Origin of the sequence: Myceligenerans crystallogenes, assembly GCF_039529775.1 — a bacterium.
Lineage (GTDB): Bacteria > Actinomycetota > Actinomycetes > Actinomycetales > Cellulomonadaceae > Myceligenerans > Myceligenerans crystallogenes.
In genome coordinates, this window is the sequence record NZ_BAAANL010000006.1 from 182,324 (window position 1) to 208,079 (window position 25,756).

Annotated in this window: 19 protein-coding genes and 1 riboswitch; of the genes, 4 read left to right on the plus strand and 15 right to left on the minus strand. The window is 70.2% G+C overall.

The window, feature by feature from the left end:
* Nucleotides 1–51 precede the first annotated feature (51 nt).
* The 5 genes from ABD208_RS15410 to ABD208_RS15430 all read right to left on the minus strand — a co-directional run bounded on the left by ABD208_RS15410 (nt 52) and on the right by ABD208_RS15430 (nt 9,374).
* A complete protein-coding gene (locus ABD208_RS15410; protein ID WP_344104507.1) occupies nt 52–1,341 on the minus strand; it encodes an extracellular solute-binding protein in 1,290 nt (429 codons plus the stop codon).
* Nucleotides 1,342–1,386: 45 nt separating this feature from the next.
* Nucleotides 1,387–2,478 (minus strand): LacI family DNA-binding transcriptional regulator, encoded by a 1,092-nt coding sequence (locus ABD208_RS15415; RefSeq protein WP_344104509.1) that lies wholly within the window; start codon nt 2,476–2,478, stop codon nt 1,387–1,389.
* 129 nt (nt 2,479–2,607) lie between these two features.
* Nucleotides 2,608–4,200 carry an FAD-binding protein gene (locus ABD208_RS15420; RefSeq protein WP_344104511.1) on the minus strand — a complete coding sequence of 531 codons (1,593 nt, stop codon included), beginning with the start codon at nt 4,198–4,200 and terminating at the stop codon, nt 2,608–2,610.
* A 59-nt stretch (nt 4,201–4,259) separates the two neighbouring features.
* On the minus strand, nt 4,260–5,603 hold the full coding sequence (locus ABD208_RS15425) for a phosphoheptose isomerase family protein (protein ID WP_344104513.1): 1,344 nt from the start codon (nt 5,601–5,603) through the stop codon (nt 4,260–4,262).
* A gap of 138 nt (nt 5,604–5,741) precedes the next feature.
* Nucleotides 5,742–9,374 carry an ATP-binding cassette domain-containing protein gene (locus ABD208_RS15430; RefSeq protein ID WP_344104516.1) on the minus strand — a complete coding sequence of 1,211 codons (3,633 nt, stop codon included), beginning with the start codon at nt 9,372–9,374 and terminating at the stop codon, nt 5,742–5,744.
* Between the two features lie 174 nt (nt 9,375–9,548).
* Between ABD208_RS15430 and ABD208_RS15435 the strand changes: the two genes are divergently transcribed.
* Complete coding sequence (locus tag ABD208_RS15435; RefSeq protein ID WP_344104519.1) at nt 9,549–9,866, plus strand: hypothetical protein; 318 nt, start codon at nt 9,549–9,551, stop codon at nt 9,864–9,866.
* Nucleotides 9,867–9,894: 28 nt separating this feature from the next.
* Here the strand turns inward: ABD208_RS15435 and ABD208_RS15440 are convergent, their stop codons facing one another.
* The 3 genes from ABD208_RS15440 to ABD208_RS15450 all read right to left on the minus strand — a co-directional run bounded on the left by ABD208_RS15440 (nt 9,895) and on the right by ABD208_RS15450 (nt 19,271).
* Complete coding sequence (locus ABD208_RS15440) at nt 9,895–11,997, minus strand: MBL fold metallo-hydrolase (protein WP_344104522.1); 2,103 nt, start codon at nt 11,995–11,997, stop codon at nt 9,895–9,897.
* Complete coding sequence (locus ABD208_RS15445; RefSeq protein WP_344104525.1) at nt 11,997–18,164, minus strand: hypothetical protein; 6,168 nt, start codon at nt 18,162–18,164, stop codon at nt 11,997–11,999. The genes ABD208_RS15440 and ABD208_RS15445 overlap by 1 nt, the downstream gene beginning before the upstream one ends.
* Before the next feature lie 378 nt (nt 18,165–18,542).
* Nucleotides 18,543–19,271 (minus strand): dienelactone hydrolase family protein, encoded by a 729-nt coding sequence (locus tag ABD208_RS15450; protein WP_344104528.1) that lies wholly within the window; start codon nt 19,269–19,271, stop codon nt 18,543–18,545.
* A gap of 402 nt (nt 19,272–19,673) precedes the next feature.
* Here ABD208_RS15450 and ABD208_RS15455 point away from each other — a divergent pair, with 402 nt between their 5' ends.
* Nucleotides 19,674–20,309, plus strand: a complete 636-nt coding sequence (locus tag ABD208_RS15455) for an Abi family protein (protein WP_344104531.1) — start codon at nt 19,674–19,676, stop codon at nt 20,307–20,309.
* On the opposite strand, the gene ABD208_RS15460 is transcribed toward ABD208_RS15455, so the two are convergent.
* Nucleotides 20,310–21,248 (minus strand): diacylglycerol/lipid kinase family protein, encoded by a 939-nt coding sequence (locus ABD208_RS15460; protein ID WP_344104533.1) that lies wholly within the window; start codon nt 21,246–21,248, stop codon nt 20,310–20,312. It abuts the gene before it with no gap.
* On the opposite strand from ABD208_RS15460, the gene ABD208_RS15465 reads away from it, so the two are divergent.
* On the plus strand, nt 21,239–21,892 hold the full coding sequence (locus ABD208_RS15465) for a GNAT family N-acetyltransferase (RefSeq protein ID WP_344104535.1): 654 nt from the start codon (nt 21,239–21,241) through the stop codon (nt 21,890–21,892). The two genes, ABD208_RS15460 and ABD208_RS15465, sit on opposite strands and share 10 nt — an antisense overlap.
* A gap of 16 nt (nt 21,893–21,908) precedes the next feature.
* On the opposite strand, the gene ABD208_RS15470 is transcribed toward ABD208_RS15465, so the two are convergent.
* The 3 genes from ABD208_RS15470 to ABD208_RS15480 are packed head-to-tail and all read right to left on the minus strand — an operon-like array spanning nt 21,909 to nt 23,190.
* The gene (locus tag ABD208_RS15470) at nt 21,909–22,400 is read right to left on the minus strand and encodes a DUF6174 domain-containing protein (RefSeq protein WP_344104538.1); all 492 of its coding nucleotides are present in this window, start codon (nt 22,398–22,400) and stop codon (nt 21,909–21,911) included.
* Between the two features lie 56 nt (nt 22,401–22,456).
* Nucleotides 22,457–22,840, minus strand: coding sequence for a hypothetical protein (locus ABD208_RS15475; protein WP_344104541.1), 384 nt, complete (start codon nt 22,838–22,840; stop codon nt 22,457–22,459).
* The gene (locus ABD208_RS15480; protein ID WP_344104544.1) at nt 22,837–23,190 is read right to left on the minus strand and encodes a hypothetical protein; all 354 of its coding nucleotides are present in this window, start codon (nt 23,188–23,190) and stop codon (nt 22,837–22,839) included. The genes ABD208_RS15475 and ABD208_RS15480 overlap by 4 nt, the downstream gene beginning before the upstream one ends.
* Before the next feature lie 136 nt (nt 23,191–23,326).
* A riboswitch (guanidine-III (ykkC-III) riboswitch) is annotated at nt 23,327–23,390 on the plus strand.
* A gap of 11 nt (nt 23,391–23,401) precedes the next feature.
* Between ABD208_RS15480 and ABD208_RS15485 the strand changes: the two genes are divergently transcribed.
* Complete coding sequence (locus ABD208_RS15485) at nt 23,402–23,716, plus strand: DMT family transporter (protein WP_344104547.1); 315 nt, start codon at nt 23,402–23,404, stop codon at nt 23,714–23,716.
* 71 nt (nt 23,717–23,787) lie between these two features.
* On the opposite strand, the gene ybiA is transcribed toward ABD208_RS15485, so the two are convergent.
* From ybiA to ABD208_RS15500, 3 genes are read right to left on the minus strand one after another with little or no spacing between them, the layout of a single operon-like run.
* Nucleotides 23,788–24,384, minus strand: coding sequence for a riboflavin biosynthesis intermediates N-glycosidase (ybiA, locus tag ABD208_RS15490; RefSeq protein ID WP_344104549.1), 597 nt, complete (start codon nt 24,382–24,384; stop codon nt 23,788–23,790).
* Between the two features lie 43 nt (nt 24,385–24,427).
* On the minus strand, nt 24,428–25,024 hold the full coding sequence (locus ABD208_RS15495) for a TetR/AcrR family transcriptional regulator (RefSeq protein ID WP_344104551.1): 597 nt from the start codon (nt 25,022–25,024) through the stop codon (nt 24,428–24,430).
* Nucleotides 25,008–25,742 carry a YqeB family protein gene (locus tag ABD208_RS15500; RefSeq protein WP_344104554.1) on the minus strand — a complete coding sequence of 245 codons (735 nt, stop codon included), beginning with the start codon at nt 25,740–25,742 and terminating at the stop codon, nt 25,008–25,010. The genes ABD208_RS15495 and ABD208_RS15500 overlap by 17 nt, the downstream gene beginning before the upstream one ends.
* Nucleotides 25,743–25,756 lie beyond the last annotated feature (14 nt).

Here is a 25,756-nt window from a genome sequence, read left to right on the forward strand (position 1 = left end):
CACGGTGAGCCGTCCCGCGGCCGCTGCCACGGGGAAGAGGGTCCTGTCAGGTCAGGACGTGTATCCGCCGTTCTGCTGGATGTCGCGGTCGATGTCCGCGACCGCCTTGTCGAGGATCTCCTGGGGCTCGCCGCCCGCGAGGATGTCCTTGGCCGCCTTCTCGAAGACGGACGAGATGTACGGGTACGCGGGCGTCTCCGGCCGGACGACGGCGAACTGGTCGGCCATCTCCAGGTAGATGCGGTTCTCCCCGCCCTCGGCGTAGGCCGGGATCTCGGCCGCGGCGTCAAGCGTCGCCGGGATCAGCCCGACGGCGTTGCCGTACTCGACGAAGTACTTCGTGTCGTGGGCGAACTCCAGGTACGCCCGTGCGCCGTCGGCCTCCTCGCAGCCTTCCGCGAGCGCCCACTGCCACGATCCCGCCCCGATCCTGGGGCCGGCGCCGAGGTCCGGCGGCGGCAGGACGACGGCGTCGTCGAACGCCTCCTTGACGGTCGTGTCGGCCCAGTTGCCGGTGTAGAGCAGGCCGCTCTTGCCGTTGACGAAGTCGGCGGTGGAGTCCTCGCCGGAGGTCTGCGCCATGTAGCCGTCCTCGACGAGGCCGCGGAACCAGGTGGCCCACTCGAGCGCCTCGGGGCCGTTGAGCACGCCGTCGGCGCTCTGGAAGTCCGACCGGTCGATCAGGTCGGCGCCGAAGCTCTGCAGGTACGGGGAGTAGGCGTACGGGAACCACTCGCCCGATCCGCCGGTGCCCAGGTCGAGGGCGTGGTCGAACTCGCCGAGGCCGTCGATCTTCTCCAGGGCCCCGGAGAACTCCTCCTTGGTCCACGGCTCCTCGACGGTCGGGATCCGCACGCCGGCGTCCTCGAGGATCGACTCGCGGCTGAACAGGGCGAGCGCGACGTCGAAGTACCCGTAGGCGTAGACCTCACCGTCGACGCGCCCGAGCGTTCCCTCGAGCTGCCCCTCGAAGGTCTCCTCGGGCAGGCCGAGCGGCTGGATGTAGCCCGCCCAGGCCCAGTTGGCCACGTTCGGCCCGTCGACGTCGACGATGCACGGCAGGTTGCCCGACGACGCCGCGCCGACGACGGCGTCGTTGTACGCCTCCTGCGGGAAGTCCTGGATCGTGACCTCGTACTCGGTCTGGCTCGAGTTGAAGTCCTCGACGATGGTCCTGACGACGTCGAGCTCGGCGTCGTTGCCGCCTGCGTGGGTCCACAGGTCGATGGTCTCCGGACCGCCCTGCGAGCCGCCGCCTGCGCCTGCCGCACAGGCGGCTGTACCGGCGACGGTGAGGACGGATAGGCTGGCCGCGACGATGCGGCTGATTCTGCGGGACAAGGTGCCCTCCAGGTCACTTGTTCGTGGGTCTGCTGTGCTGCTCCGTCAGGCCTGGCGTTGCCGCGCCAGGTCCGAAGGTTCGCGCCGCTCACCCGGGTCATGACCCCGGGAGGGCGGCGCAACCGAGGCCCGGTGGATGACCGGGCCCCGAAGTTTGCGTGCCGGGGCGGCGGGCCGCGCGCCCGGTCCCGCCTCGATCTGGTCGAAGAGCTGCTCCGTTGCCCACGCGCCCATCTCGTAGTGCGGCAGCTCGATGGTGGTCAGGCCGGGGTGGACGCCCTCGGCGACGATCTCCTGGTTGTCGAAGCCGACGATCGAGAGGTCCTCGGGGATGCGCAGGCCGAGCTCGGCCGCGGCCCGGTAGACGCCCATGGCGAGACGGTCGTTGAAGCAGAAGATGCCGGTGGGCCGGTCCGCGTGCGCGAGCAGCTGCCGCGCGGCGGCGTACCCGCCCGCGGGGTCGGTCTCGGCGGTGACGACCCGCAGGTCGTCGTCGTGCAGCCCGGCCCGTGCGGCACGACGCCGGAAGCCCTCCTCGCGGCCGAAGGCCGCCGGGATCTCGTCGACGTCGTTGATGAACGCGAGCCTGCGGTGGCCCGCGGTGAGCAGGACGTCGGCGGCGTCCTCGCCGCCCGCGACCTCGTCCGGGACGACCCACGGCACGCCGGATCCGGTGCAGGTCGCGTTGATCAGGACGGTCGGCACGGACGCGAGCTGCGGCGGCAGCTCGACGGGCCGGTGGTACATCGAGGCGTACAGGATGCCGTCGACCTGGCGCCTGAGCAGCTCCTCGATCTCCCGGTTCTCGACCTCGCGCTGGTAGCCGGTGGACACGACGAAGACGACGGCGTCGCGGGCGAGCGCCACGTCCTGGGCGCCGAGGATGATCTTGCCCGCGAACGGGGTGGTGGCGATCTCGTCGCCGACGAACCCGATCGTGTTGGAGCGCTGGGTGCGCAGGCTCTGCGCCAGCGAGTTGGGCACGTACCCCAGACGGCGCGCGGCGTCCTCGACCCGCACCCGCGTGTCGGGGTGCACGCGCTTGCCCGGCACGTCGTTGAGGACGTGGGACACCGTCGTGATGGAGACGCCGGCCTCGGCAGCGACCTGCTTGATGGTGACTCGTCGCTGCGTCATCGGCTGCCCAAACGTTTTGGCATGCCGTAACCGTGCACCCGCCGCAGGGGGTTCGTCAAGTCCCCCGGGCGGGTGGAACGGATCGTTACCGGCGCGTGACGACCGGCCCGCCCGCGGGCGGCCGGCGCCTCAGCGCAGGGGGATCGACTGCGCGTGGTGGAAGACGTCCGCCGGGTCCCAGCGGCGCTTGACCGCGACGAGGTTGCGCGGGTTGTCGCGGTAGTTGCGCAGGAAGTAGAGCCGCAGCGCCCGGTCGACGTCGCCGCCGGCATGGGTGCCCAGCGCGGTGTCGGGGTAGTTGAAGTAGGCCCCGGCGACGGTGCCGCTCGGGTCCCGGGCCGGGTCGGGAGTTCCGCCGTACCCGGCGTAGACCTCCCGGTAGAAGTCGGTGATCCAGCGCAGGTGGGCGTCGGCCTGGACGTCGTACGGGGGCCGGCTCCCCTCGCCGGGGCGTGCGGCGTTGAGCCAGTAGGTCTGGTACTGCAGCTTCATGATCGCGGAACGCTGGGGCACCGCCGTCGCGTCGGGCGCGATCCGGTTGACGGCGCCGCCGTAGCTGTCGACCTGCAGGAGGCTCTGGTTCATGTCGGCCGCCGCGAGGCCGACCGGGGTGATGTTGAGCCACTTGTAGATCGCGGCGACCTGGTCGGCCGGGAACGCGCGGTTCAGGTAGGCCGACTTGTACTTGCCGAACTGGTTGTGCCCCGAGCCGTTCATCGTCTGGAGGGCCTCCAGGTAGGTGGTGTGCTGCACGTTCTCGCTGCCCACCGCCGTCGTCGTCCATCCGGGATGACCGCCGAGCGCGTGGCGCGACGGCGCGTGGGGCACGATCGCCCCGAAGCGCTTGCGCGCCTGCGTGTGACGGTGCTCGACCTCGGCCCGGTGGTCGCTGACCGTGACCCCCGGAGGGGAGACTGCCTGGAGCACCATCCCGAGCTGCCCTGCCGAGACGTGCGTGAGCTTCAGCAGGCTGAAATCGGTCTCGGGCATGATGCTCACGAACTCCGCGTACGAGGCCAGCAGGTCCGCGAAGGAGCCCTGGTCGACCGACGCCCAGTCCCAGGAGAGGGTGTAGATCGACGCGAACTCCGGCGCCTCGGGGAGCTCGTCGAACCAGTACCGCAGGATGACGCCGAAGTTGCCGCAGCCGGCGCCCCGCAGGGCCCAGAAGAGGTCTTGTTCGTCCTGCGACGGGCTGCTCGCCGAGACGCGGTGCAGTTCGGCGCTGTTCGACGACGCGTTCCAGGTGACGACGTCGACCGCGCTGAGGTGGTCGACGACGAGTCCGTGCAGCCGCGAGAGCAGGCCGTATCCCCCGCCGGTGATGTGACCGCCGGCGCCGACGGAGTAGCAGCTTCCCGCGGGCACCGTCTTGTTCCAGCCGTTCAGCAGGGTCCGGTAGACGGTCCAGTTCTCGCAGCCCGCCTCGACGAAGTAGGCGGCCTGCCCGCCGTCCCAGCCGACGCCGTTCATCCCGGACAGGTCGATGACGGCCCTGGTCGTGTCGTTGTAGACGAAGTCCTCGTAGCAGTGGCGGCCCGAGGTGATCTTGACGTCGCGCCCGTAGCGGCCGATGGCTTCGTCGATCTGCGCGACCGCCTCGGCGTCGTTCCGGGGGACGTAGACCGCCTCGAGGTTCGGGGCGAACCAGCGGCGGTCGAAGCCCTGCCGGTCGCTGAGCACGACGGGGCGCGAACCGGGGTTCGCGGAGGTGGTGGACATGTGCTGGACTCCTTTGTCGACAGGACGGATGCGTGGCCGGGGAAGGTGGCCGGCGCGTGTCAGTAGCCGAGCTCCTGGAACCTCGCCCGGGCGAGGTCGTCGTACGCGTCCGCGCCGACCTCCCAGTAGTTCTGCCAGTAGGTGGGCGTGTGGTTGCGGGCGACCATGTGATAGGTCCACTGGGCGGTCAGCAGCCAGAGCACGAGGTTCCCCGACAGCCCGCTGAGGGGGCAGACCGGCTCGTCGAACCCGGGGACGTCGAGGACGCCCGCGCCGTTCCCGCTGTGCGTGCTGATGGCGACGTCGACCTCGTCGCGGAGCGAGCCGGCGCCGCCGGCTCCGCCCGTGCCGCCGTCGTCGTCGAACGGCCCGAACGCGACGACCATCGCGCCGATCTCCCGGGCGTACCGGGCGACCTGGATCTCGTCGGCGTTGTCCGGGCTGATCGCGCCGATGAGCACCATGTCGTTCGGCGTGAGCTGCGTCTTGCAGAGGTCGTAGGGCTGCATGACGAAGCTGCCGGCAGCCGTCTCGTAGGCCTCGTTGACGAACATGTTCTGCGTGCCCTCGTAGGGCGTCCCGGCCTGCGGGTGCCCGTAGACCAGGATCCGCGGGCGCTCCGCCGAGCCGGCGAGGAGCAGGATGCGGTCGGCCCAGGCGCGCGCCACGCGATCGATCGCCTCGAACTCGTGCTCGCGGATCTGCGCGAAGCTCGCCAGCGCCTTGTCCAGGTAGTCGCGCGCGGCGCCCGCGCCGTCGTCGGCCCCCTGCGTGCCGATCCGGCGGCACAACGCCGCCGTGCAGGCCCAGTAGACGAGGAACTGCGAGAGGCCGCTGGACGAGACGACCGGGAACGGGATCTGCGGGGTCGAGATCACCCCGCAGGTCCAGGTGCAGCCGCTGTCGATCAGCAGGTCGCAGATGTCCTCCATCGACGTGCTCATCTTGACCGGCACGAAGGCCCCGACCGGGGTCTTGTAGAAGCGCGCGTAACTGCAGGTGATCCCCACGGTGTAGGCGCCCCGGACGCGCGCCTCGTCCGGGCCGACCTCGGGGATGGTCCCCTTGTCGGGGTTGATGAGCGAGGCGCCGTTGGTCAGCAGGAAGTCGCCCGGCTTCATCACGGCGTAGTCCGCCGCGATGTTCCGGTCGGCGCGCTGCGGCAGCACCGAGGGCTGGCCGGGGAGGCCGGGGCTCGCCGCGAACATGGCGAAGTGCCCCACCAGCACGTGCGAGAAGATCTGGCCGCCGGAGGCCTGGCACTCGTAGGCGACCTTCATGGCGTCGCGGATCGCGGTGAGCTGGGTGTCCCGGATGTGCTGACCGATGCGCACGATCTCGTCGTGGAACAGCTCCATGTAGGGGGTTCCGGCGAGCGGTGGACCGATAGTCGAGTCGCTCATGCGCGTTTCCTTCCAGCCTTCGCGGATGCGGTTGCGTGGGAGGGCGCGGATCCAGAGTCTCATCTGACGCGGCGAGCGCAAGGCGAGGCGCGGGGAGGATCCCGCGGCGGACGCGGGAGCGGCGGGACGAGCACGCGCTCACCCGGCGAGGTGGCCCCACCGTTCCCGCAGCTCGTCCCACGTCCCGGCGGCGGCCTGCCGCCCGCCCCGCAGGACGACGACGTGGTCCGCGCGCGCGAGGGTGGCGTGCCGGGAGGTCGCGGCGAGGATCGCGGCACCGCTCGCGGCGAGCTCGTCCCAGAGCCGGGCCTCGGTGGTGGCGTCGAGCGCCGAGGAGACGTCGTCGAGCACGAGGACGTCGGCCGCGGCGACCAGCGCCCGCGCGAGCGCGAGCCGCTGGGTCTGCCCGCCGGACAGCCGCAGGCCGCGATGCCCGACGAGCGTGCCGGCGCCGCCCGCGGCCGCGATGTCGTGGTCCATCTGGGCGGTGCGCAGGGCGGCCTGGACGTCGCGGCCGAGGTCGAGGTGGACGTTCTCGGCGATGCTCCCGGAGATCACGCGGGGCAGCTGGGCGACGTACGTGATCGCCGTCCCCGCGAGCGCCGCGGCGTCGGGGAGCGGCCTGCCGTTCCAGGTGACGCCGCCGTCGAGCCGGCACAGCCCGGCGAGGCCCGCGAGCAGGGAGGACTTCCCGGAGCCGACGGCGCCCGCGACGGCGATCATCTGCCCGGGTCGCACGGTCAGGTCGACCCCGGCGACACCGGTGGTCCCGTCGGGGTGGACCGCCCGCACGCCGGTGAGCCGGAGTTCCCGCAGGGGCGCCACGGGGCGTTCCGGCGGGCGGGCGTCATGGGTGCCCGCCACGAGGTCGAGGTCGGCGGGGACGGCGGCGAGGTCGTCCGTCCCGGCGAGGCGGCGGGCGTCGTCGGTCCAGTCGCGGGTGGGCGCCGCGCGGTTGAGCAGGTTCGCCAGGGTCCACCCGACGGACGTGTAGGTGCCGAGCGCCGCGATGACGACGAGCGTGGTGGCGAGCGGCCAGACCCCGGCCACGTGCAGCCACCAGACGGCGACGGTCGCGGCCTGTGCGATCAGGTGCTGCAGCTGGGTGATCAGGAAGTCCGCCCAGCTCTCCCGGACCCCGGCGCGGACGCGCTCGCCGTCCCGGTCCCGCAGGTGCCCGAGGGCCGCGTGGGTCGCGCCGGACAGCTTCACGGTCCGCACGGCGTCGAGCACGGAGGCCAGGTCGCGGCTGAACGCGGCGCGGGTCTCGCGGGCGCGGGCGGCGGTGTCGCGCAGCATCCGCCTGCCGATCCACGAGGTCCCCGCGCACCCGGCGATGATCGCGGCGCCGATCCCGGCCGCGAGCCAGGACCGCGTGACGGCCACCAGGATCACGACGTTGACGAGGTCGATCCCCAGGCCGCGCACCCTCCCGGCGTAGGAGGTGAGCCGCCCCGCCTCGGCGGCCCGCCCGGTGGTCTCCCCCGACGCGCCGCGCAGCGCCTTGGCGTGCACCCCGTGCTCGAGCTGCCCCCGCAGCACCGCGAGCCGGATGCGCAGGTACGACTCGCCCCACCAGTAGGAGTCACGCCGGGCGCTGATCAGCCGCAGCAACGGCATCGCCAGCCCTGCCGCGACGAACACCACGGCCGCGGTCCAGTGCTGCTCCCCCGCCTCGAGCCCGGTGATCAGGCCGGCCCACACGACCGCCATCAGCACACCGCCCGTCCCGATCAGATCGGGCAGCCACCACGCGATCTCGGACACGACCCACCACCGCGGCCGGGCCAGCATGGTGCGCACGGCGAGGCGCCGGAACGGCTTCCACCCGGCGCCGTCCGCGCCGTGATCGCCCGTGCCGCGGTCCTCCGCGCCGAGCCCTGCCTCGTCCCCCTCCGCCGTCGCCTCCTGGAGCGCCGGCCCGGCCGCGCCCGCCGGTTCCATCAGGCCGTTCCCGCGCGGGCCCGCGTCGTCGAGAGGCGCGTCGTCGAGAGGCGCGTCGTCGAGGGCCCCGGACGGTGCGCGATCGTGCCCGCCGTCGTCGGCCACGAGGGCGGCGAGCCGCCCGCCGCGCCGTTCGACGTCGTCCCAGCCGCCGTGCTCGACGACGCGCCCGTCGTGCAGGACGGCGACGGCGTCCGCGTGCCGCGCGGTGGCGAGGCGGTGCGCGACGACGATCGCTGTGCGTCCCGCCAGGAGCCGGCGCGCGGCCGTGGTAACGGTGCGCGCGGTGTGCGCGTCCATGCGGGCCGTGGCCTCGTCCAGCACGATCAGGCGCACGTCACGGACCAGGAGCCGCGCGAACGCGACGAGCTGTTCCTCGCCCGCGGACAGGCGCCGTCCGTGGTGCCCGACGACGGTGTCCAGGCCGTCCGGCAGCGACGCGACCCAGGGCTCGAGGCCGAGGGCCGCGATCGCGGCCGTGAGCCGTTCCCCGGGAACCGGCTGGTACAGGGTGAGGTTGTCGCGCAGGGTTCCGGCGAGGATCTCGGTGCGTTGCCCGACGACGCCGACCACCGAGCGCAGGTGCTCCAGGTCCAGCCCGACGACGTCGGCCCCGTCGAGGAAGACGGTCCCGGGCGGTGGCTCGACCGCGCGGGACAGCACCTTGGTGAGCGTGGTCTTGCCCGAACCCGTGCGGCCGACGAGGGCGAGCGTCTGCCCGGCCGGGACGGTCAGGTCGATCGGGCCGAGGGTGAAGCCGGTGCCGGCCTCCGTGGTGTAGGAGAAGGTCAGACCGCGAAAGGTCACACCGGCACCGCCGGCGTCCGCGGGGCGCTCCCCGCCCGCCGGTTCCGGCGCCGACGCGAGCAGCGTGCGGACCCGGGTCAGTGTCCCGAGGGCCTCCTGGATCTCCGGCATCGCGGAGAGCAGGGCACGCGCCTGGCCCGTGAAGGAGGACACCAGCAGGAACAGCGTCACGAACCGCGCCGTGTCGAGCCGGTCCGTGCCGACCGCCCACACCCCGCCCAGCACCGTCGCCCCGGTGAGCGCGGCCAGCACCAGCGCGAGCCGCACGCCGACGACGCCCGAGATCCACCGCACCGCGGCCGACCTGCGCAACGTCTCCGCGCCCTGGCGGGCGTACCGGCGCAGCGCGAAGCCCTGCGCCGCGCTCGTACGCAGGTCGTCGGAGGCGGCGAGCATCTCCTCGAACCGGGCCGAGTCCGTCGACCACGCCTCCTCGGCCGCCACGGAGGCCTCCTGGATCCGGCCGGTGCGCCCCCGCGCCGCCCCCCAGGCGGCCGCCATGGCCAGCGGGAACGCGATCCAGGCGGGCCACCAGGTCAGGCCGGCGGTCACCCAGGCGACCCCCGCGCCGATCACCGAGCCCGCGATCCCGCCGCCGAGCCGCTGGGCATCGCGGAACAGCGTCGTCGGATCGGAGTCGACCCGTTCCAGGAGCGCGCCGACCGCCTCGTCCTCCAGCGCGGGCAGCGGACGGCGCAGGGTCACGGCCAGCAGCCGCCCGCGCAACCGCGCCTCACCGGCCGCGGTCCACCGCCGCCAGATCAGCCCTTCCGCCCACGTCATCACCAGCGACGCGGCAACGAGCGCGGCGAACCCGGCGAGGTGGGCCGTGCTCGGATCGGCGGTCAGCCGCCCGGCCACGACGGCCGACCAGGAGTCCGCGACCGCGCCCGCCACGGTGAACGGCAGCACCATCAGCGCCAGCCGCGTCAGGAACGCGCGCCAGCCCGGATCCCCGCCGAGGGCGCGCGCACGACGACGCGGCCACCGCACCGGCCGCGGCCACCGAGCTCCGGACATGAACCAGCCCCCTTGGTTCCTCAACCGACAACGAATCCCCGTACACATGTTCCATCGCGGCGGGCCGGCAGGCCAGCGAAATACGCTGAGAGCAGCCGGCCCCGCGACAAGGCGCCGACCACAGCACCGATAAACCGTTGAGGTGGTAACCGAACCGGGCGGACAATCGTGGGCATGCCCCGCAGACTCATGTTCGTGCAGCTGAAGTCCGGGTACGGCACCGACCGCGGTCCGTCCTGGATCTGCTGGGTCGACTTCACGAGATCCTGGGCCACCGCCCGCTTCCACGGCCGCGAGCTGCGGCGCTGGCGGGTCGTCGGCGCCAACTTCTACGACGCCGAGACGGGCGAGGAATTCTGGGTCTCCGGTCCCAAACAGGACCGCACGGACACCCGCTACGGACCGGGCGCCCCCGAGATCGACGACGACGCCCGAGACGCCTACGAGAAGTTTCTCAACGGCGCCCCACTCCCAGGCCGCACCAACGGCTGACGTCGCCCAACGAATGTGTTGTACCGACTCAGCCCTTGGCGGTAGACGCGCGCCACGTGCATCCTGGGTCGACGACATCCAGATGACGGGAAGTCAGCCGCGCGGTGAGCTCTTGACGGGCCGACGGATCGCCGTGCACGAGCATCGTCGCCTTCGCTCGTACCTGCGTCGCTATCGCAACCAGCTCTCGTGCTGATGCGTGCGCACCGAGACCGTACTTGCGCACTCGGGCACTGACCTCCACGGGTGTCGGCGCTCCGCCATTCAAATCCGGCAGGTTCCAGGTACCTCCGGTCTCGTCCATTGCCAGCAGCTTTCCACCGGGGGAGTTGGGGTCCTGATACCCGACAACTGCTACGAGGGACCGTTCGTCGGGCAGCACCTTGCGTGCCCATGCCAACGCCGGCCCGGCGGTCATCATCCCGGAGGTTGTGATGATCACGCCCGCCTTGAACGTGTCGGAGACCTGCGAGGTGCGTCCGCGAGCTACCGGACGAACCTGATCCGACCAGATCTCCATGGCAGATCCGGTCACACCAGAGTGTCTCTGAAACACATCAGTCACGTCCCGAGCCATGCCATCGACCAGCACGGGCACGTTCGGCAAATTTGCGGCGATCAGCATCGCGATCTCCTGCGCCCGTCCGAGCGCGAACGCCGGGACCAGAACCCGCCCACCAGCTGAGAACGTGAGTTCCACGTCACGCAGGAACTGCGCCTCAACGGTCATGCGAGAATCGTGGTCCCGTTCAGCACCGTAGGTTGACTCCAACACCAGCAGGTCCGGTTCGTGGATGTGGTCAGGTAAGTCCCAGCCACCCACCGACAGCTGTCCGGGCCCCGACACGTCGCCGGAGACGATGAGGGAAGCCTTCCCGTCCCCTAGCCACACGCCGGCGGCGCCGAGCACGTGCCCGGCGGGGAACAGCTCGACCTTGAGGTCCCCGACCTGCCACGGCTGCCCGAACGGGATCTGCTCGACCACGCCGAGCGCTGCGAGGACGTCCTGCTGGGTATACGGCACCGGCCCGGATCCGGCAGTGCGGGAGAAGATCTTCGCGGCATCGGTCCACATGGTCGCCAGCAGATCCGCAGTCGCATCCGTCGCGTAAACGGGTACATCCGGATGCTTTGCGATGACCGCCGGCACCCACCCGACATGGTCGGCGTGGGCATGCGTGAGCACGATCGCATCCACCGGCCCACTCTCCAGCGCACCGGCGAGCCCCGGCGGGGGCATCTGCTCGACGCTCGCTGCGTTCGGCCGAGTGCCGACATCGACGAGTATCCGGCTGTCTCCGGCTGTGACCAGGACACACGATCCGCCGACCTCGACACCGCCACCAAGCATCGAGACCGACAGAGCCCGCGCCTCCGCCAATTCGCGGCCCGCCTTCGGGTCCGCCAGCTCTGCTAGGACCGTCGTCATCAACTCATGAAAGTGGTCATCGTCCAAGTTCGGGACCACGACGCTAGCTGCCGTTAGCAGGGCAGGAGTACCGGCTAGCGCGACACGCAGGTGCCGGGCCAGGACCCGCGGTGCCGAGAGCGCGGCTCGAGCCGAGCGAGCTGCCTGTTCCTGAGCCCGCGCCCGTTCCTGCTCCTCGCTCAACGCCTCCGACAACTCGGCCATCTGAGCGGTCAAGCGAGCGTTCTGCGTAGCGAACGCAGTCGCCCGCCCCTCCGCCATCGCTCTGCCCCGCTTGGCTTCTTTGACCTCTTCCGACAGGCGCGCGATCCGGCGCTCCTCAGGAGTTCCTCTCTTCGCCGCACGATGCGCGCGCCGTACAGCCTTGGCGTAGGCACGGATCCCGTCGCGAACGCCGACAAGGACAGCCTGCGCTTCGTCCTGCGTACCGGTCACGAGCACAAGGGCATCGCCTGAGAGCGGTACGCCTGAATCTGCGACATGCGCCGCGAGCGCCGTACGCGCGTCTGGCTCGTTGACCAGCCATGCGATCGTGTCGCGCACCGCCTCGACGTCCGCTTCGGCGCGCCTCGCATCGTCGTGCGACCCGTGGTGCATCTCGACGACGTACCTGGCCAACGCGCACAGCTCCGGGGCTACCGGTACCTCGTTCGCGGTATCTCGAGCACTCCCCGGCTGCTCGCTGGTGAATGTTTCGGCCATCAGGCCGTCCTAGAGCGACTGCGGTTGAGCATGTCCAGGTCGGCTGCCAGCACAGGCTCCACGCCCCAATGCCCCTCGCGGTCCGGTGCCAGCACTTTCAGTGCGCCCAGGGCGTCGCATACCTGCTCGATGCTCACGAACCCATCGCGTTTCACGGCGGCTTCCAGTTTGTCGCCCTCAAGCTCAAGAAGCCCGACGATGTCGGCCCAGGGCTCCCTAGCGTTTGCAGTCATCTCCGACACACCTGCCAGCACGAGCGCCAGAGCGCTCGTGTGATCCACGGACGGCTTGACTCCCGCCTCTTCAGCAAGCTGCCCGGGCTGCTTCACGCGCGCGGCCACAACATGGTCGATGAGCTCGTCCGCGCCCTTCTGGGGGCCAGGCGCGTCCGCTGTGTCCTTCAGCATGTACATGTTGCTCAGCCATCCACCCAGCTCGCGGGCCGCCCGCGCCTGGCTGTTCGGATCCGGCAGCGGCAAGGCATCTGCACCCGCCAGCAGACGCATCCCGTCATCCCCGACACGAGTCAGTTCGACGAGGTTCGGGTGCCCCACCCACGCGGAGGCCGACGACGGACCTGCGACCACTATCACGGACACGTCTCGTTCGACTTGCCTGAGAGCTGTGGTCGCCGCGTCAATCACTTCTCGCACGTGGACGTGGCCGGCGTTGCGCACGTCGACAACCAAGCGCACTGCGTCCGTCGTCTTGCCGACAGCGGCCGCAACCGAATCCGCGCGTCCGGTCTGCATGAGCTGAAACCGGCCAGCACCCCGGACTGAGGGAGCAACCTCCTCCAGGGCACGCACCACCCGGTCCAGCCCGGTGGCCCGTGACCCGGCGACGACCGCCACACGAGGACCACGGGCATAGACCTCGGTCAGCTGCCGCTCAGTCAGAGGGGAGACCGAGCCACGCAGACCATTGATAGGACGCCGGAACAGCGACCCGTCGTAAGCTGCCGGTACGGCCAGCTTGTCCGCTGCGTCGGTCAGTTCTTCCAAGACCTCGAACGCTGTGCCGAGCAGCCGTCGCACCGCTGGGGTCCGCAACCGGTACCGGGTTTCGTCCCGAGCCAGAACGCCGAGTGCGACGCACTCGGCGACCAAACCACGGAACGCGTCGGCGCCTAGTGCGTCGAAACCAGCCGGCCACACCTCACGGCACTTAGTCGACAGCTCACGAAGCGACATCGACGCATCTGAGCCACGCTCGTGCGCCTCGTTCGCCATGACGTACGCGATCACCTTGTACCTGGGGTCGAGCGCCAGAGTCAGCAGGAACTTCCTGCGCAACGTCTCCGTCAGCTTCGGCGTGAAAGCCTCATCGACGTCTTCGCGCCGAATCACGGACGGCGGAGAGCCGTCCTCGATCAGCTTGGATGCCATGTGCTCCACCAATGCCTGCCCGATCAGCTGAAGCTGAGCGGGCATGTTATTTGCCCGCGAGAGCACGGAAGCAATCGTGACCTGCAAATCGAACTGGTAACCAATGGCAGCCAGCGGGCTGGTCAGCAACGCCTGCGCATGCGTCGGTCGTAGCGGCCCGACGACGATCGGGTTGCCCAGGTGTGACAGCGGTTGGTTGGGCAGGCTCTCGAACCGGGCCGTAGCGTGCAAACCCGCGAGCACGACCTTAAAAGCGCGGTTGGAGTCAAGCATGAGTTTTCGGAACCACTCGACGTTATCGAACCGGTTCCCGGCCGCATCCGCATCGAGGAACTCGTCCGCCTCATCCAGCATTAGCAGGAGCCGCCGCTCAGGGTCGACGGTCAGCCAATGCTTGACAGCGTCGTACACCGCCCCGGGCACGTGCTTCTCCGGCACATGCTCAGTGACGATGCCCCGCTCACGCAACACCCGCCACACCAACGGCCACACGTCGGCAGGGTCTGACCCTGACCGCACCGAGTAAATGGTCTCGACGATCGCGACCCGCTTGCTTGAGTCCGCCTCGAAATCCCGCTTGGCCTGACGCAGCAACGCAGACTTACCCAGTTGCCGACCGCCGGAGACGAACGACGAACCACTCATGTCCACCAGAGCCGCGCGTTCCTCCGTACGCCCGTAGAACATTTCCGGGAGTGTGTCACCAGGGGTGTCACGGTATGGGTTGGATGCGGTGAACGGCAGTGTGATCGCCGCCAGCGATGACACACGAGGCTCAGCCTGCGCAGACAGGTAAACCAAAACTGCTGGGTCCATCACCACCGCAGGCGGATTCGCGTGCCCGCGAGCCGACTCCCCTACCGCGCGCCATTCCGCGGCAGTCAGCGCCGAGCGGGCCAACCACAGTATGAGGACAGTTGTGTCAGGCGGGTACTGCGCCAGCGACTCAATGATCGAGGCTGGCGTGGTTGCCTTACGCACGAGCAAGACCTTCAACGACTTTCCGTCAGCTGACCTACCCGACCCGAGGACCGGGGTCAAGGGCTTACCGAGGACAGCCACACCGGTCAGAGTGACCAACTGCCGCTCACGCGACCCGCCCTGCTCGATGGTCCGGCCCTCGAACTCGATTCCGGCCTGACGAAGTACCAGGCGCAGCTTGTCGACCTCGCTCATCGCAGACGGCCCGCGATCCTGTGAGTTCACCGCACTGATGTCCAGCCATGCTGAGAACGCCTCCCGGGCTTGCTTGGCCCGCGGACCCGACAAGGTCAGCAGGTCCAGACCCGAAGCGGCCAGCTCCTGCGAGACAGGGTTGTGCTTGTTCTCACGCAGGGCCCGGTTGAGTGCCTCGAGCTTCGAGGCTGGCTGCACCTCTGCGGCGCCGCGCGAGGACAGCAACGTCGGGATCGTCGGGAAGAACCGAACGAGGTGCTCACCACGTGTGTCCGGCCCGGGCAAGATCTGCCCCTCGTGCAGCTGCTGTAGTTGCTCCTGCGCGGAGGCGACCTGCCCGTCCCGGGCAATGCTGGTCAGCCGGGCTGCGTGTTCGGCGACGGACGGATCGTCCTGCGCCCCCGCGTCGATCGCCGCGACCGTCTCCGCCACGATCCTCGCCTGCTCCCGGTCCATCACCGCGGTCAAGTCCTTGACACCAGCCCGGATGCGCTCGTAGTCACGTCGGCCACGTTCCTTCAGCGCCTCAACAACCGACGCAGCGCGCGCCCACAAGTCGTCACCCAACACCCCGTGCACACGCCGGACATCGACGTCAGCCTCAAGTGCGTCCAGCTCGTCCAGGACAGCCGCGTCAGCATCCGCCACGTCACGGACCCTGATGGAAGCCAATGCCGCACCCGCCTTCTCATCAGCGGCATGCACGGCGTTGACCAGCACCTCGGTCAGATCATGCGCACCCCGCCTTGCCAGAGCCTCGTATACATCGGCCGGGTCAGGAACCGGTGCCTGCGCGAGCGCGACGAATACCTCAGAAGGCACCGGACCATCTGGGAGTAGGTCACCTGGATCCAGCACAAGATCCGTACCGAGCAGTTCGCCGTGCCGCACATACGCCGCAGGCGGTTCCGAGGCGGTCGGAATGCTGCCGTCGCATGCCGCGAACGTCTGCGCCAATAGCTCGACCGGGCCTCCGGCCGCCGCTTCCTCCAGCCCCGCTGCCTTGCAAAGGCGCGCCAAGTCGTCCAGTGCGTCGGCGCGCGCCGCGGCGATGCGCTCACGCAAACGCACGAGCGCACTCGCCTGCCACGAGCCGCCCATCGCCGCTGCCTGCATCAAGGCATCCAGTTCGTCGACTGCAACCGCCCATCGGGAGGCAAGTTCAATGACCTCGTCCCATCGGCCCACCAGGGTCTGACGCGACTTGCCGGCGATCTTGACAACCCGGCGCCCTCGACTCCTGTTCAGCGCCTGGAAAATCGGATCAATGTTCTTCTCTGCGCTACCCCGCAGACGGTCCACGATCTGCTTGCGCACTGTCGGAGCCAGTGCCCTGTCGTCAGTGCGCACGGCTTCGAACACCTCGTGCAGCTTGCCGCCTTCCGCCAGCCAAGCCGTGTAGACGTCGGCCGCGGGCATGTAAACGATCGTGCGAGTCCGAGCTCGCTCAGCAACCTCCCCCGCCTCACGCACGACGTCGGCGATGCGTGCGGTCGCGGCGGATGCCGCGCCAGCCGACGCCACCGCTTCCGGCGCGACGACCACAACACCCTGGCGGGCAGCGTCAACCAGGGCATTGGTCACTTCACTCAGCGCGTCGGACGATGAGACAACCGGTAGAAGCTCGGTCAGAACCTCCGCCGGACCGGCCGAGGGTGCAAGCAGCGCGGTCTTCGCCGCGGCGGCCCATGCCGTCAGCCGGCCAAGGCGATCATCTCCGAGTTCCTCCCGGTCGATGGCAGCCGCGAGCTGGGAGATCTCAGTCGCCAGCGCGCCCGTCTGGTTCGTCAGCACAGCCGCGTACCCGACCATACGCCGGGCGGCGACCTGTGCGGCGTTCGCACCGGAAGCCTGCGCCAGATCGGCCGCCAGGCCGTAACGGGCCTGTCCGATCAGGAAGCACTGCTGCGCGTCGGCCGCCTCAGTGCCCCACGTCGCACGCTCGTCGATCGGCTCCTCGGACTCCACGACCGGCTCCGGGATTACCGGAACCTTTGGCAACTGCTCAGCCGAGACCACCGTAGGTTCTGTGACAACGGGCGCCAGCACAGCCTTGCCTGTGTACTTTGCCAGGGCCGCCGGTAGCGCCGGCATCGGCCGCACTCGAGCAGGCTCGGGAGCCCCGGCACGCGAGGCCTCACCCTGCTGGTCGATCTCGGTGTCAGACTCGCCGTGTACCGCGGACTCGTCGTTTTCGACGATCGCCGGTTCTTCGGACTCGACCGCCCCGGACTCAGGTTGCGAGGTCACGACCGGCTCGACCTCAGTCTCCGCCTTCGCCCCTGGCATCGAAAGTGCGGACTCGTCCGCGACCAGCGTTTGAACCTCTGCAGACGCTGACTGCGCAAGGTCAGCCTGGATGGCCTCGTCGCGGGCGTCCCGCTCGGGTGACGCACTCCTGGGTGCGCCCCTCTCGTTGTCACCGACGTCGTCAAGCAGCTCCGGACCGGCTCCCCAGCCAACTGGCACGACGTCGTCCAGGGACGGCAGCGTGACCTGGCCCATGCTCGCGGCCGAGACGATCGCCTCGAACTGCCCCAGGCCAGTCCGAGCATCAGTGAACGCCTGCCACTGCGTGGCCTGGTCGACCAACTCACCCCTACGGGCGGCGACGGCCAGGTCAATCACGGTTACCAGGGCATTCAGCGCTTCGTCGGCCGGGTGCTCCTGGACAAGCGCAGCCTGCTCAGCAAGCTCGACCAAGTCATCGCGGCCGGTCACGAACTCAGGCACCACGACCTGCGTCAGGCGTAGCAGCCACCAACGCGATGGGTCGATCCGCGGAGCCTTTTCGTCTTCGTGCTCCCTGACCAGCCCATCCAGGTCTCCGGCGCCCAGCCTGACCGCGCGCACCCAGAGCCTGCTCGCAAGCCGATGCATCGGCCCTGTCGCCTCCGAGGAGGGCAGCACTCCGGCGTCGAGCCGGTCAGCCCATTCGCGTGCTGCCGCAGCCAGCATCTGCGAGACGTGCCGGGGGTCTGCCTGCTCGACGTCGACATCATCCAGCGGCCCACGATCCTCCATCGCGGGAACCAGCTCACCTAGGCGGACCGCCAACTCCTGCTCGCCGACACCGGGTGCAATGGGATCCCCGGACAGTGCGCCGACTCTACCCGCGGGCGACATATCGTCCAGCCGAATCAATGGCGGACGTCCATCGCTTGAGCTCCTCGAGTCGAGGTACAACGCGCGTGCGGTCTCGTCGAACTCTGCGAGCAGGTTCAAGGCAATCGTGGGACCGTTGCCTGCACCGTTGGACGCCACAGCCAGCAGTACGCGCGAGAACCGTCGCGGCATACGCCATAGCAGGTGCACATGGAATATGAGCTCCGGGTGGTTGACATACACCCGAGCGGACTTCTCAACTGACGGGCCTGCCAGCGCAACCCACTCGTCGAACGTCAGGGAATGAGACACAACCGCCAACGCAGGCATGAACACTGCGTGCGCGAACTCGTCGAGTTGTCCCACCCGCGAGCGCAGGCGAGCAAGGATCTGCGCACCCATCGAGGGCGATGCCTTGTCGGTGGCACGCACTCCGATGTCCTTGAGGATAAACCGGCGTGGGCTCGAAGGCAGCAGATTCACCGCGGCCATCACCATCTCTGCGTCCAGATCCCCGACCGCAGCCCGCCACATCTCCAGGAACTCAGGACCAGGCGGTGCGTCACCTCCCGGAGCAGGACTGTGACGCGACGTCTGTCTGCGCGGGTTCCTACTCAACGACGTGCTCCTCCTTCGGGCTGCAACGCCAAGCTGGTCAGGACCATTGCAGCGTTGATATTGGCCGGGGTCTCTGGGGTGCAGCGGCAACCACGAGGACGCGCACCTCGGTGGCGGTTGCTCGTTGGTCAGCGACTGCAAGCGTAGCCCTCGACCTGCATCGATGCATGATATCGGGGGGTGATATTGCCGCCGATGAACCTGCTTCGCCCCGCGGACAGCATGCCCACAAGACGAACAAGCCTCCTCTTGACCGCCTTACCTCAGGTGCCGGGCGAAGAACCGCCCCGCGTCCTCCGCCGCGTGGCGGGGGACGCCGGTGTGGCCGCCCAGGTTCGCCTGGAGGGTCTTCTCCGCCGAGCCGAAGGCGTCGAACAGGTCCAGGGCGAGCTGCCGGTCGTTGCCGTCGTCGTCCCACTGCAGCAGGACGTGCAGCGGGATCGTGACCAGACGGGCCTCGGCGAACATCGCCCGGGGCACGTAGCTGCCCGCGAACAGCCCCGCGGCGGCGAGGCGCGGCTCCGTCACGGCGAGCCGGATGCCGACGGCGATCGGGCCGCCGGAACAGCCGACCGGCCCGCGGATCCCCGGCACCGTCAGGAGGGCGTCCAGGACGGTCCGCCACTCGGGAACCGCCCGCTCGACCAGCGGGAGGACGAGTCGCTCGACGAGCTCGTCGGCGACGCGCCCGCCCGCTGACAACGTGCGCAGCAGGTCGGCGCGAGCCTGCTCGACGCCCGGCAGCCGCGGCCGGTCGCCGCCGCCGGGCACCTCGATCGTCGCGGCGGCGAAGCCACCCGCCACGGTGCCCCGCGCGCGTGCGGCCAGGCGCGGGTACATCCGGTCGAGCCCGCCGGGGTGACCCATCAGGATCAACGGGACCGGAGCGGTCTCAGCGGCGGGCGTCCAGAGGATGCCGGGGATCTCGTCGTGGACGAAGTGCCGCTCGACGACGTCGTCGTGACGCCGTTCGGTCGTGAATCGCATGGTCGTGCCTTTCGGGAGTGCACCAGGGTCTGGCGCTCCCGGACGACCTACCGCCCGACCGTGACTCCCTCGGGGAGCACCCATGTCGATACTGCGTTCACGGGTACCACCTCCTGAAGCTCTCGCACGGCCTCCCGGCACGCTACCGCCCGCGGAGCCCGACCGGCCAGGCCTTTTCTCGCCGAACCTCGGCCATCCGTCGCGCGACGGGACCTCCGTCGCTCGTTCCTGAGGCACAACCGCCAAACATACGGAATACTAGAGATAGAGCGCGGGTCCGAGTACGTCAAAGGCCCCGGGGGGTTTCCCTCACCGAGGTGGGTACGCCGTGATTCCCGGGGCTCTCGCAGAGAAGCCTAGCGCACGACCCTGTTCCTACGCGACTGCAACAAGGACTCCGTCTTGTCGATCTATGCACCGGTCCGCACGACCATGCTGAACCTGCTCTCGTCCCCTCGGCTCAGCACGTACTCCGGCGCATGCGCGGGGGACCTGGACCGTGCCGTCGCCCTCTACCGGTGGAACCTGAACGCCTCACTCGCCATGTTCTCGTCCATCCACTACTTCGAGGTCGCACTGCGCAACACGATGCATGACGCGCTCACCAGGCACTTCGGCACCCGCAGCATGGCCTGGTACGAAAGGCCGGGTCTGCTCAGCCCTGGAAGCCTGTCGAAGATCCGACAGGCCGAATCGGCTGTCCGCGCCAACGGCCACACCGTGACCGTCGACAGGGTCGTCGCCGAGTTACCCCTGGGCTTCTGGTGCTCCCTCCTGGCCAACTCGTACAACCGATCCCTGTGGCAGCCATGCCTGTCGCAGGTCTTCCGGAACACGCGCAGGCAACGACTGTTCGACGAGATCGACGCGATCAGGAAGCTCCGCAACCGAATCGCCCACTGGGAACCTGTCATCGCACTGGACCTCACCGCTGAGTACACCAGAATCGTCGACACCGCAGAACGAATCAACCACCGCCTGGCCTGGTGGATCGACGCCACCAGCACGATCGGCGCCGTCCTCGAGCAGCGGCCCTGATCAGAGCACGCGCACCGCGCCCGGCTGGATCGTGACGCTCAGCCGGGTCGTCTCGCCCAGGTCCTCGCCGTCGATCTCGAAGACCCTCGGCTCCGACAGCTCCAGTTCCAGGCTCGTCAGCCGGGCGTGGTCGATGCTGTCGCTGCTCTCGGCCCGGGACGCGCCCGTGGCGAACCGCATGATGCCGTTGTCCCAGACCATGTTGCGCAGGGTGTCGGCCCACCCGGCGGCGTCGGACGCGCGCAGCACCAGGAGGTCCAGCTCGCCGTCACCGGGGTCGGCGTCGGGCAGCAGGTTGACGCCGCCCTGCAGCGTCCCGCAGTTGCCGACCAGGAGCGTGTGCACGTGCTCCTGGACCGGTTCCGCGCCGTCGACGACAACGCTCACGTCGAGGTTGTCGCTGGCCTCCACCGCGCGCCCCAGCGACTCGACGTACGCGAGCCAGCCCGCCTTCTTCTTGAGGTCGTCGTCCGTCTCGGTGATCATGTGCGCGTCGAGGCCGAAGCCGGCGAGAACGGCGAACGCGTGACGCTCGCTCCGGCCGCCGAGCTCGATCTCGAGCCACCCGAGGTCGATCGTCCGCGGCTCGGACGTGAGCGCCCTGGTGACCGCGGCCCCGAGGTCACCGATCGGGACGCCGAGATTCCGGGCGAGCAGGTTCCCGGTGCCGAGCGGCACGATCCCGAGCGGCGTCGTCGTGCCGGACTCCCCCAGATGCTCCGCGACCGCACGGACCGTGCCGTCCCCGCCCGCGACGACGATCACGTCGGCGCCCGCCTCGATCGCCGCTGCCGCGGCTCCCTGACCGGGGTCGTCCTGGGACGTCTCGAACCAGACGGTGTCCAGGTCCGACGACGACGCCCCCTCGAGCGCTCCCTCGAGGTCCTCCCTGCTCGTCTTGGACGGGTTCCAGATGATGCCGACGCGCCGTGCAGTCATCCCGACCAGCTCCCTCTCGTCACCACGGACCAGATCTCCCGCGAACCACGCCCGACGACGCCGTCGCGCGCCCCCTCACGGTACCCGGCCAGCGTAGACGACCCTGTCCAGCTCGACCCTCGCTTGCGCGCGCCGGGCGACGTCGTCGTACCCTCACGTCCGTGACCGTGATCCGCGACGCCGCCCCCGCCGACCTGCCCGAGATCCTGCGCCTCGTCCATGCGCTCGCCGAGTACGAGCGCGAGCCCGACGCCGTCGAGGCGACCCTCGACGACTTCGCCCGGGCCCTGTTCCCCGACGACGGCGCGCCGACGACGCACGCGCTGATCGCGGAGAACGACGGGACCGTCATCGGGATGGCCGTCTGGTACCCGACGTTCTCGACCTGGACGGGGCGGAACGGGATCTGGCTGGAGGACCTGTTCGTCGACCCGGAGCACCGTGGGGGCGGCGCGGGCAAGGGCCTGCTGACGCGGCTCGCGCAGATCTGCGTGGAGCGCGGCTGGACGCGGCTCGAATGGGTGGTGCTGAACTGGAACGAGCCAGCGATCGCCTTCTACGAGTCGCTGGGGTCGCAGCCGATGGACGAGTGGCACACCCGGCGGCTGGACGGGGACGCGCTGCGGAGGCTGGGGAAGGCCTGACCGGGCGGCCGTCAGGTCAGTCCCCGACGGCGGCGACGCGGGTGATCTCGTAGCACTCCTCGTCGTCGATCGCCTCGGGGATCGGGTCGAGGAAGACCTTGACCGGGTAGCCGAGGCGCTCGTCGTACGACACCTCGGTGACCTCGCCCGCGCGCTCCTCGATCCGGTCGAGGATCCCGTCGATCGTGGTGCCGCCCGCCTCCCGGTACTCCCGCGGGCCGTCGAGGAAGGCGGTCTCGCCGGGCACCTGTTCCACCTCGGTCACCCTGCCGCCGGTCACCGTCACGTCGTACCTGCCGATCAGCGCCCGGTTGCCGCACCACGACCCGAGCCGGAAGGTGTAGTCCGCCGGACCGCCGTCGTCCCAGCGCTGCCGCGCCTGGCGGGCGTCGTCGGCCACCACCTCGGGGTCGAGGCCGCCGGCCTCGCCCGTGCTGCACGACGCCGCCGCCGCCACCACGAGCAGGGCGCAGCCCGCACCCCGGGACATTCTCACGAACAGGCTCATGCCCGCCCTGTGTCCGGGCGGGCCGGTATCTTGCGCGGCCCTCGCGCCGGCGCCGCTCACGACATCCCGAAGACGACGGCGTCGTCCGGGGTGGCGGGCCGGAGTTCCGGCGGGGCGGGCCAGGGCAGGGCGATCCGGGTGACGGGGACGTCGATCGCGCCGAAGTCGTCGGTCTGGACCACCACCTGGCCCGGGCGGACGTCCACCAGCCGGACCCTTACGGCCGGGGCGTCCGGGCGTTCCAGGACCCAGGCGTTCGCCAGCCACGCGAGGCCGAGGGCCTCCAGGGCTTCCTCCGCGTCGAGCCACTCGACCGGGGGCGAGACCTCCCGGCCGAGGAGCGAGATCGCGACCCAGGCGTCGTCGTGCGGGCGGATCCAGCCGAGGAGTTCGCCGTCCTCGCGCCGGTGCTCCACCCAGTCGGGGCCGACGGCGCTCACCGGCCCTCCGCCCGGAACTCCGCGGTGACCTCGATGCGGCCGACGATGTTCGCGTTGAGGGCGTCGAGGTGCTCGGCGGGGATCCAGTACTCCAGGATCGTCTCGCCGCCGACCTGCTGGACCTCGTAGCCGTCCAGGAACGACCTGGCGACGTCGAACCGCGTGACGAAGCCCGCGCCGGAGTGCCTGACGTTCCAGTCCCGGGCGATGCGGGTGGCGTAGTCCTCGTTCAGCACCGGGTAGAAGATCGGCTGGTCGGCCAGGCGCGGCGGCCACGCCCGCCAGCCCGAGGCCTCCACCAGCGCCAGCTCCTGCGGCCCCGTGGGCCGCCACAACGTCACCGTCTCCATGAGGCGCCATCCTGCCGCGCGGGCGGCCGGGAGGTCACGCGAATTGGACGACGGCGCGACTTCGGCTTCCTGACCAGGGCCTTCATCGTCGTCGGTGGCGCCCGTGAGGTGCCCGCGCCCGTGTGAGAGCATGGCACCAGAGCCCGAGCGGGCTCCCGGACGAGGGGTGTCGTACCCGGCGCGCGACAAGACGACATCGAGGGAGCCCGTCATGTCATGGTTCGTTCTGGTGCTGTCCGGTGTTCTCGAGGCCGTCTGGGCGACGGCGCTCGGCCGCTCGGAAGGTCTGTCCCGGCCCGCGCCCACCGTCGTCTTCGCACTGGCGCTCGTCGCGAGCATGGCCGGTCTCGCCTATGCGATGCGCGACCTGCCGGTCGGCACGGCGTACGCCGTGTGGGTCGGTGTGGGCGCCGCGCTGACCGTGGGCTACGCGATGCTGACCGGCGACGAGCCCTTCTCCGTGGTGCGCCTCCTGCTGATCGCGGGGATCGTCGGCTGCGTCGTGGGGCTGAAGGTGACCCACTGAGCGTTCCCGGACGATGCCCGACGATGCGCGCGGCCGAGCAGGCGCTGCCGGGCACCCGGCGTCGTCGGGCATCAGTCCCCTGACGGGGCCGCTCGTAGCCTGGTGCGGGCTTCCATGAGGGCGAAGCCGAGCAGGTTGAGGCCACGCCATGCGGCCGGGTGCTCCACGTTCTCGTTCCTGGCGCCCATGCCGATGCCCCAGACGCGGTCGCGTGGGCTCGCCTCGACCAGGACGCGGTCGCCGGTGCGCAGCAGGTAGTCGCGACGTCCGGGGTCCGAGCCGAACTTGTGAACGTTGCCGCGCACCACGATCTCGAACCTGGCCTCGGCCCAGACGGCGTCGTCGAACTCCCGGACCAACCGGCCCGCGGCCTTCGCGAGCGCCGGGTTCGGGGCGTCGATCGCCTGGCGTTCCGCGTCACGGTCGCCGAACAGGCGCGCCTTCTCCGCCATCATCCAGTGCTCGGCGGTCGCGTAGGTGATGCCGTCCACCGCGAACTCCGACGGCCACCACTGACTCAGGCAACCGGTGCCGAGCCGGCCGTCCGGGTGGGGCTGATGGCCCCAGAACGGGAGGTACTTGACCGCGGCTCCGGCCGCGACGGCCTGCACGAGTTCATCGACGGATCGCACGGCCTCGACCGGCGTCGTCCCTGCTTCAACGGACATGAGCCGAGCATGCCAGGAGACACTGACATGCCACCGCGACGCCTCAGCGGGGTACCAGGAATTCCTTCGCGGTGGCGATCAGGAGGTTCTTCTCGCCGGCGGCGGTGAAGCCCGGTTCGAGGGCCACGCGTTCGAGGTAGCCGTCCATGAAGAGCATCAGCCAGGCGACGATCCGGGCCGGCTCCAGGTCGGTGCGGATCTCGCCCGCGGCCTGGCCCCGTTCCACCCAGGGTCGGAGGCAGGCCCGCTGGGCCCCGGCGTCGACCTCGAGGGCCGCGGCGACCTCCGGGAGGTGCATCACCCCGGCCGTCGCGTGGACGAAGCCGGGCATACGCGGGTCCGCCGCCTCGTCGGCGCTGCGGGCGACAATCTCCAGGAGCACGCCCAGCGAGTCCTGGCGGCCGTCCCACCGCGCGGCCGACTCCCGTACCTCGCGCGTGCCGTACTCCAGGATGCCCAGCAGGATCGACAGCTTCGTCGGGAAGTAGTGGAACAGCGTTCCCGAGCCGATCCCTGCTCGCCGGCAGATCGTCGCCGTCGTCGCGCCGTCGAACCCGTGCGCCGCGAAGACGGTCAGGGCCGCGTCGACGATGACGAGCCGCCGGTGCTCGTGGCGGGCGGGATCAACGGTTCGTGCCACGGGCGTCCGCTTCAGCCGGCTTGGCGGGCTCGGCCGGCCTGGCCGTACGAACCCGGCGCACCTGGAGGCGGTCGCCGCGGTCCCGGGCGACCAGGCCCGCCGCGGCGAGGGCCTCGTCCGCGGCGCGGCGCTCGCCCTTCTTCTTGCGGGCCTCGCGGCGGTCGCGCAGGAGGGCGTGCTCGTCCGGGGTGAAGCCGGGGCGGCCGTCGGTCCAGGGTTCGAAGGCGGCGTCGTACGGATCGGCGTCGCGCAGCGGCCAGCCGTCGGCGGCCAGGGCCTGGTCGATCCTGGTGCGGGACAGGTCGGTGATGTCGAGCCGTGCCCGGAGCTCGCCGCGCGGCCCGAGCACGATCAGGTCCTTGCCGTCGCGGAACAGCGCCTCGGCACCCGCGCGCTCGACCCAGGTCTCACGCTTCTCCTGGCGGTGTTCGAGGTGGTCACGGGCCACCTCGAGCTCGGCGGACTCGGCGGCGACCACAGCAAGGAAGATGCCGCCGAGCAGTCCGGCACCGCCGAGGAGCGGGAGCGACCAGGTCTGGTCGAGCGCGGCCAGGCGCTCGACCAGGCTGTGGACCGGGAAGGGCGTGCGCTCGATCAAGCCGGCGAGCCCGCGCGCGAGCGCGGGGCCGAAGAGGCCGAGCAGCACGCCGACGACGGCGCCTCCGCCGACGAGGATCAGGGCGACCACGGGTGACTGGCGGAGGCGCGTCGTCGTCATGCGCAAATAATAGA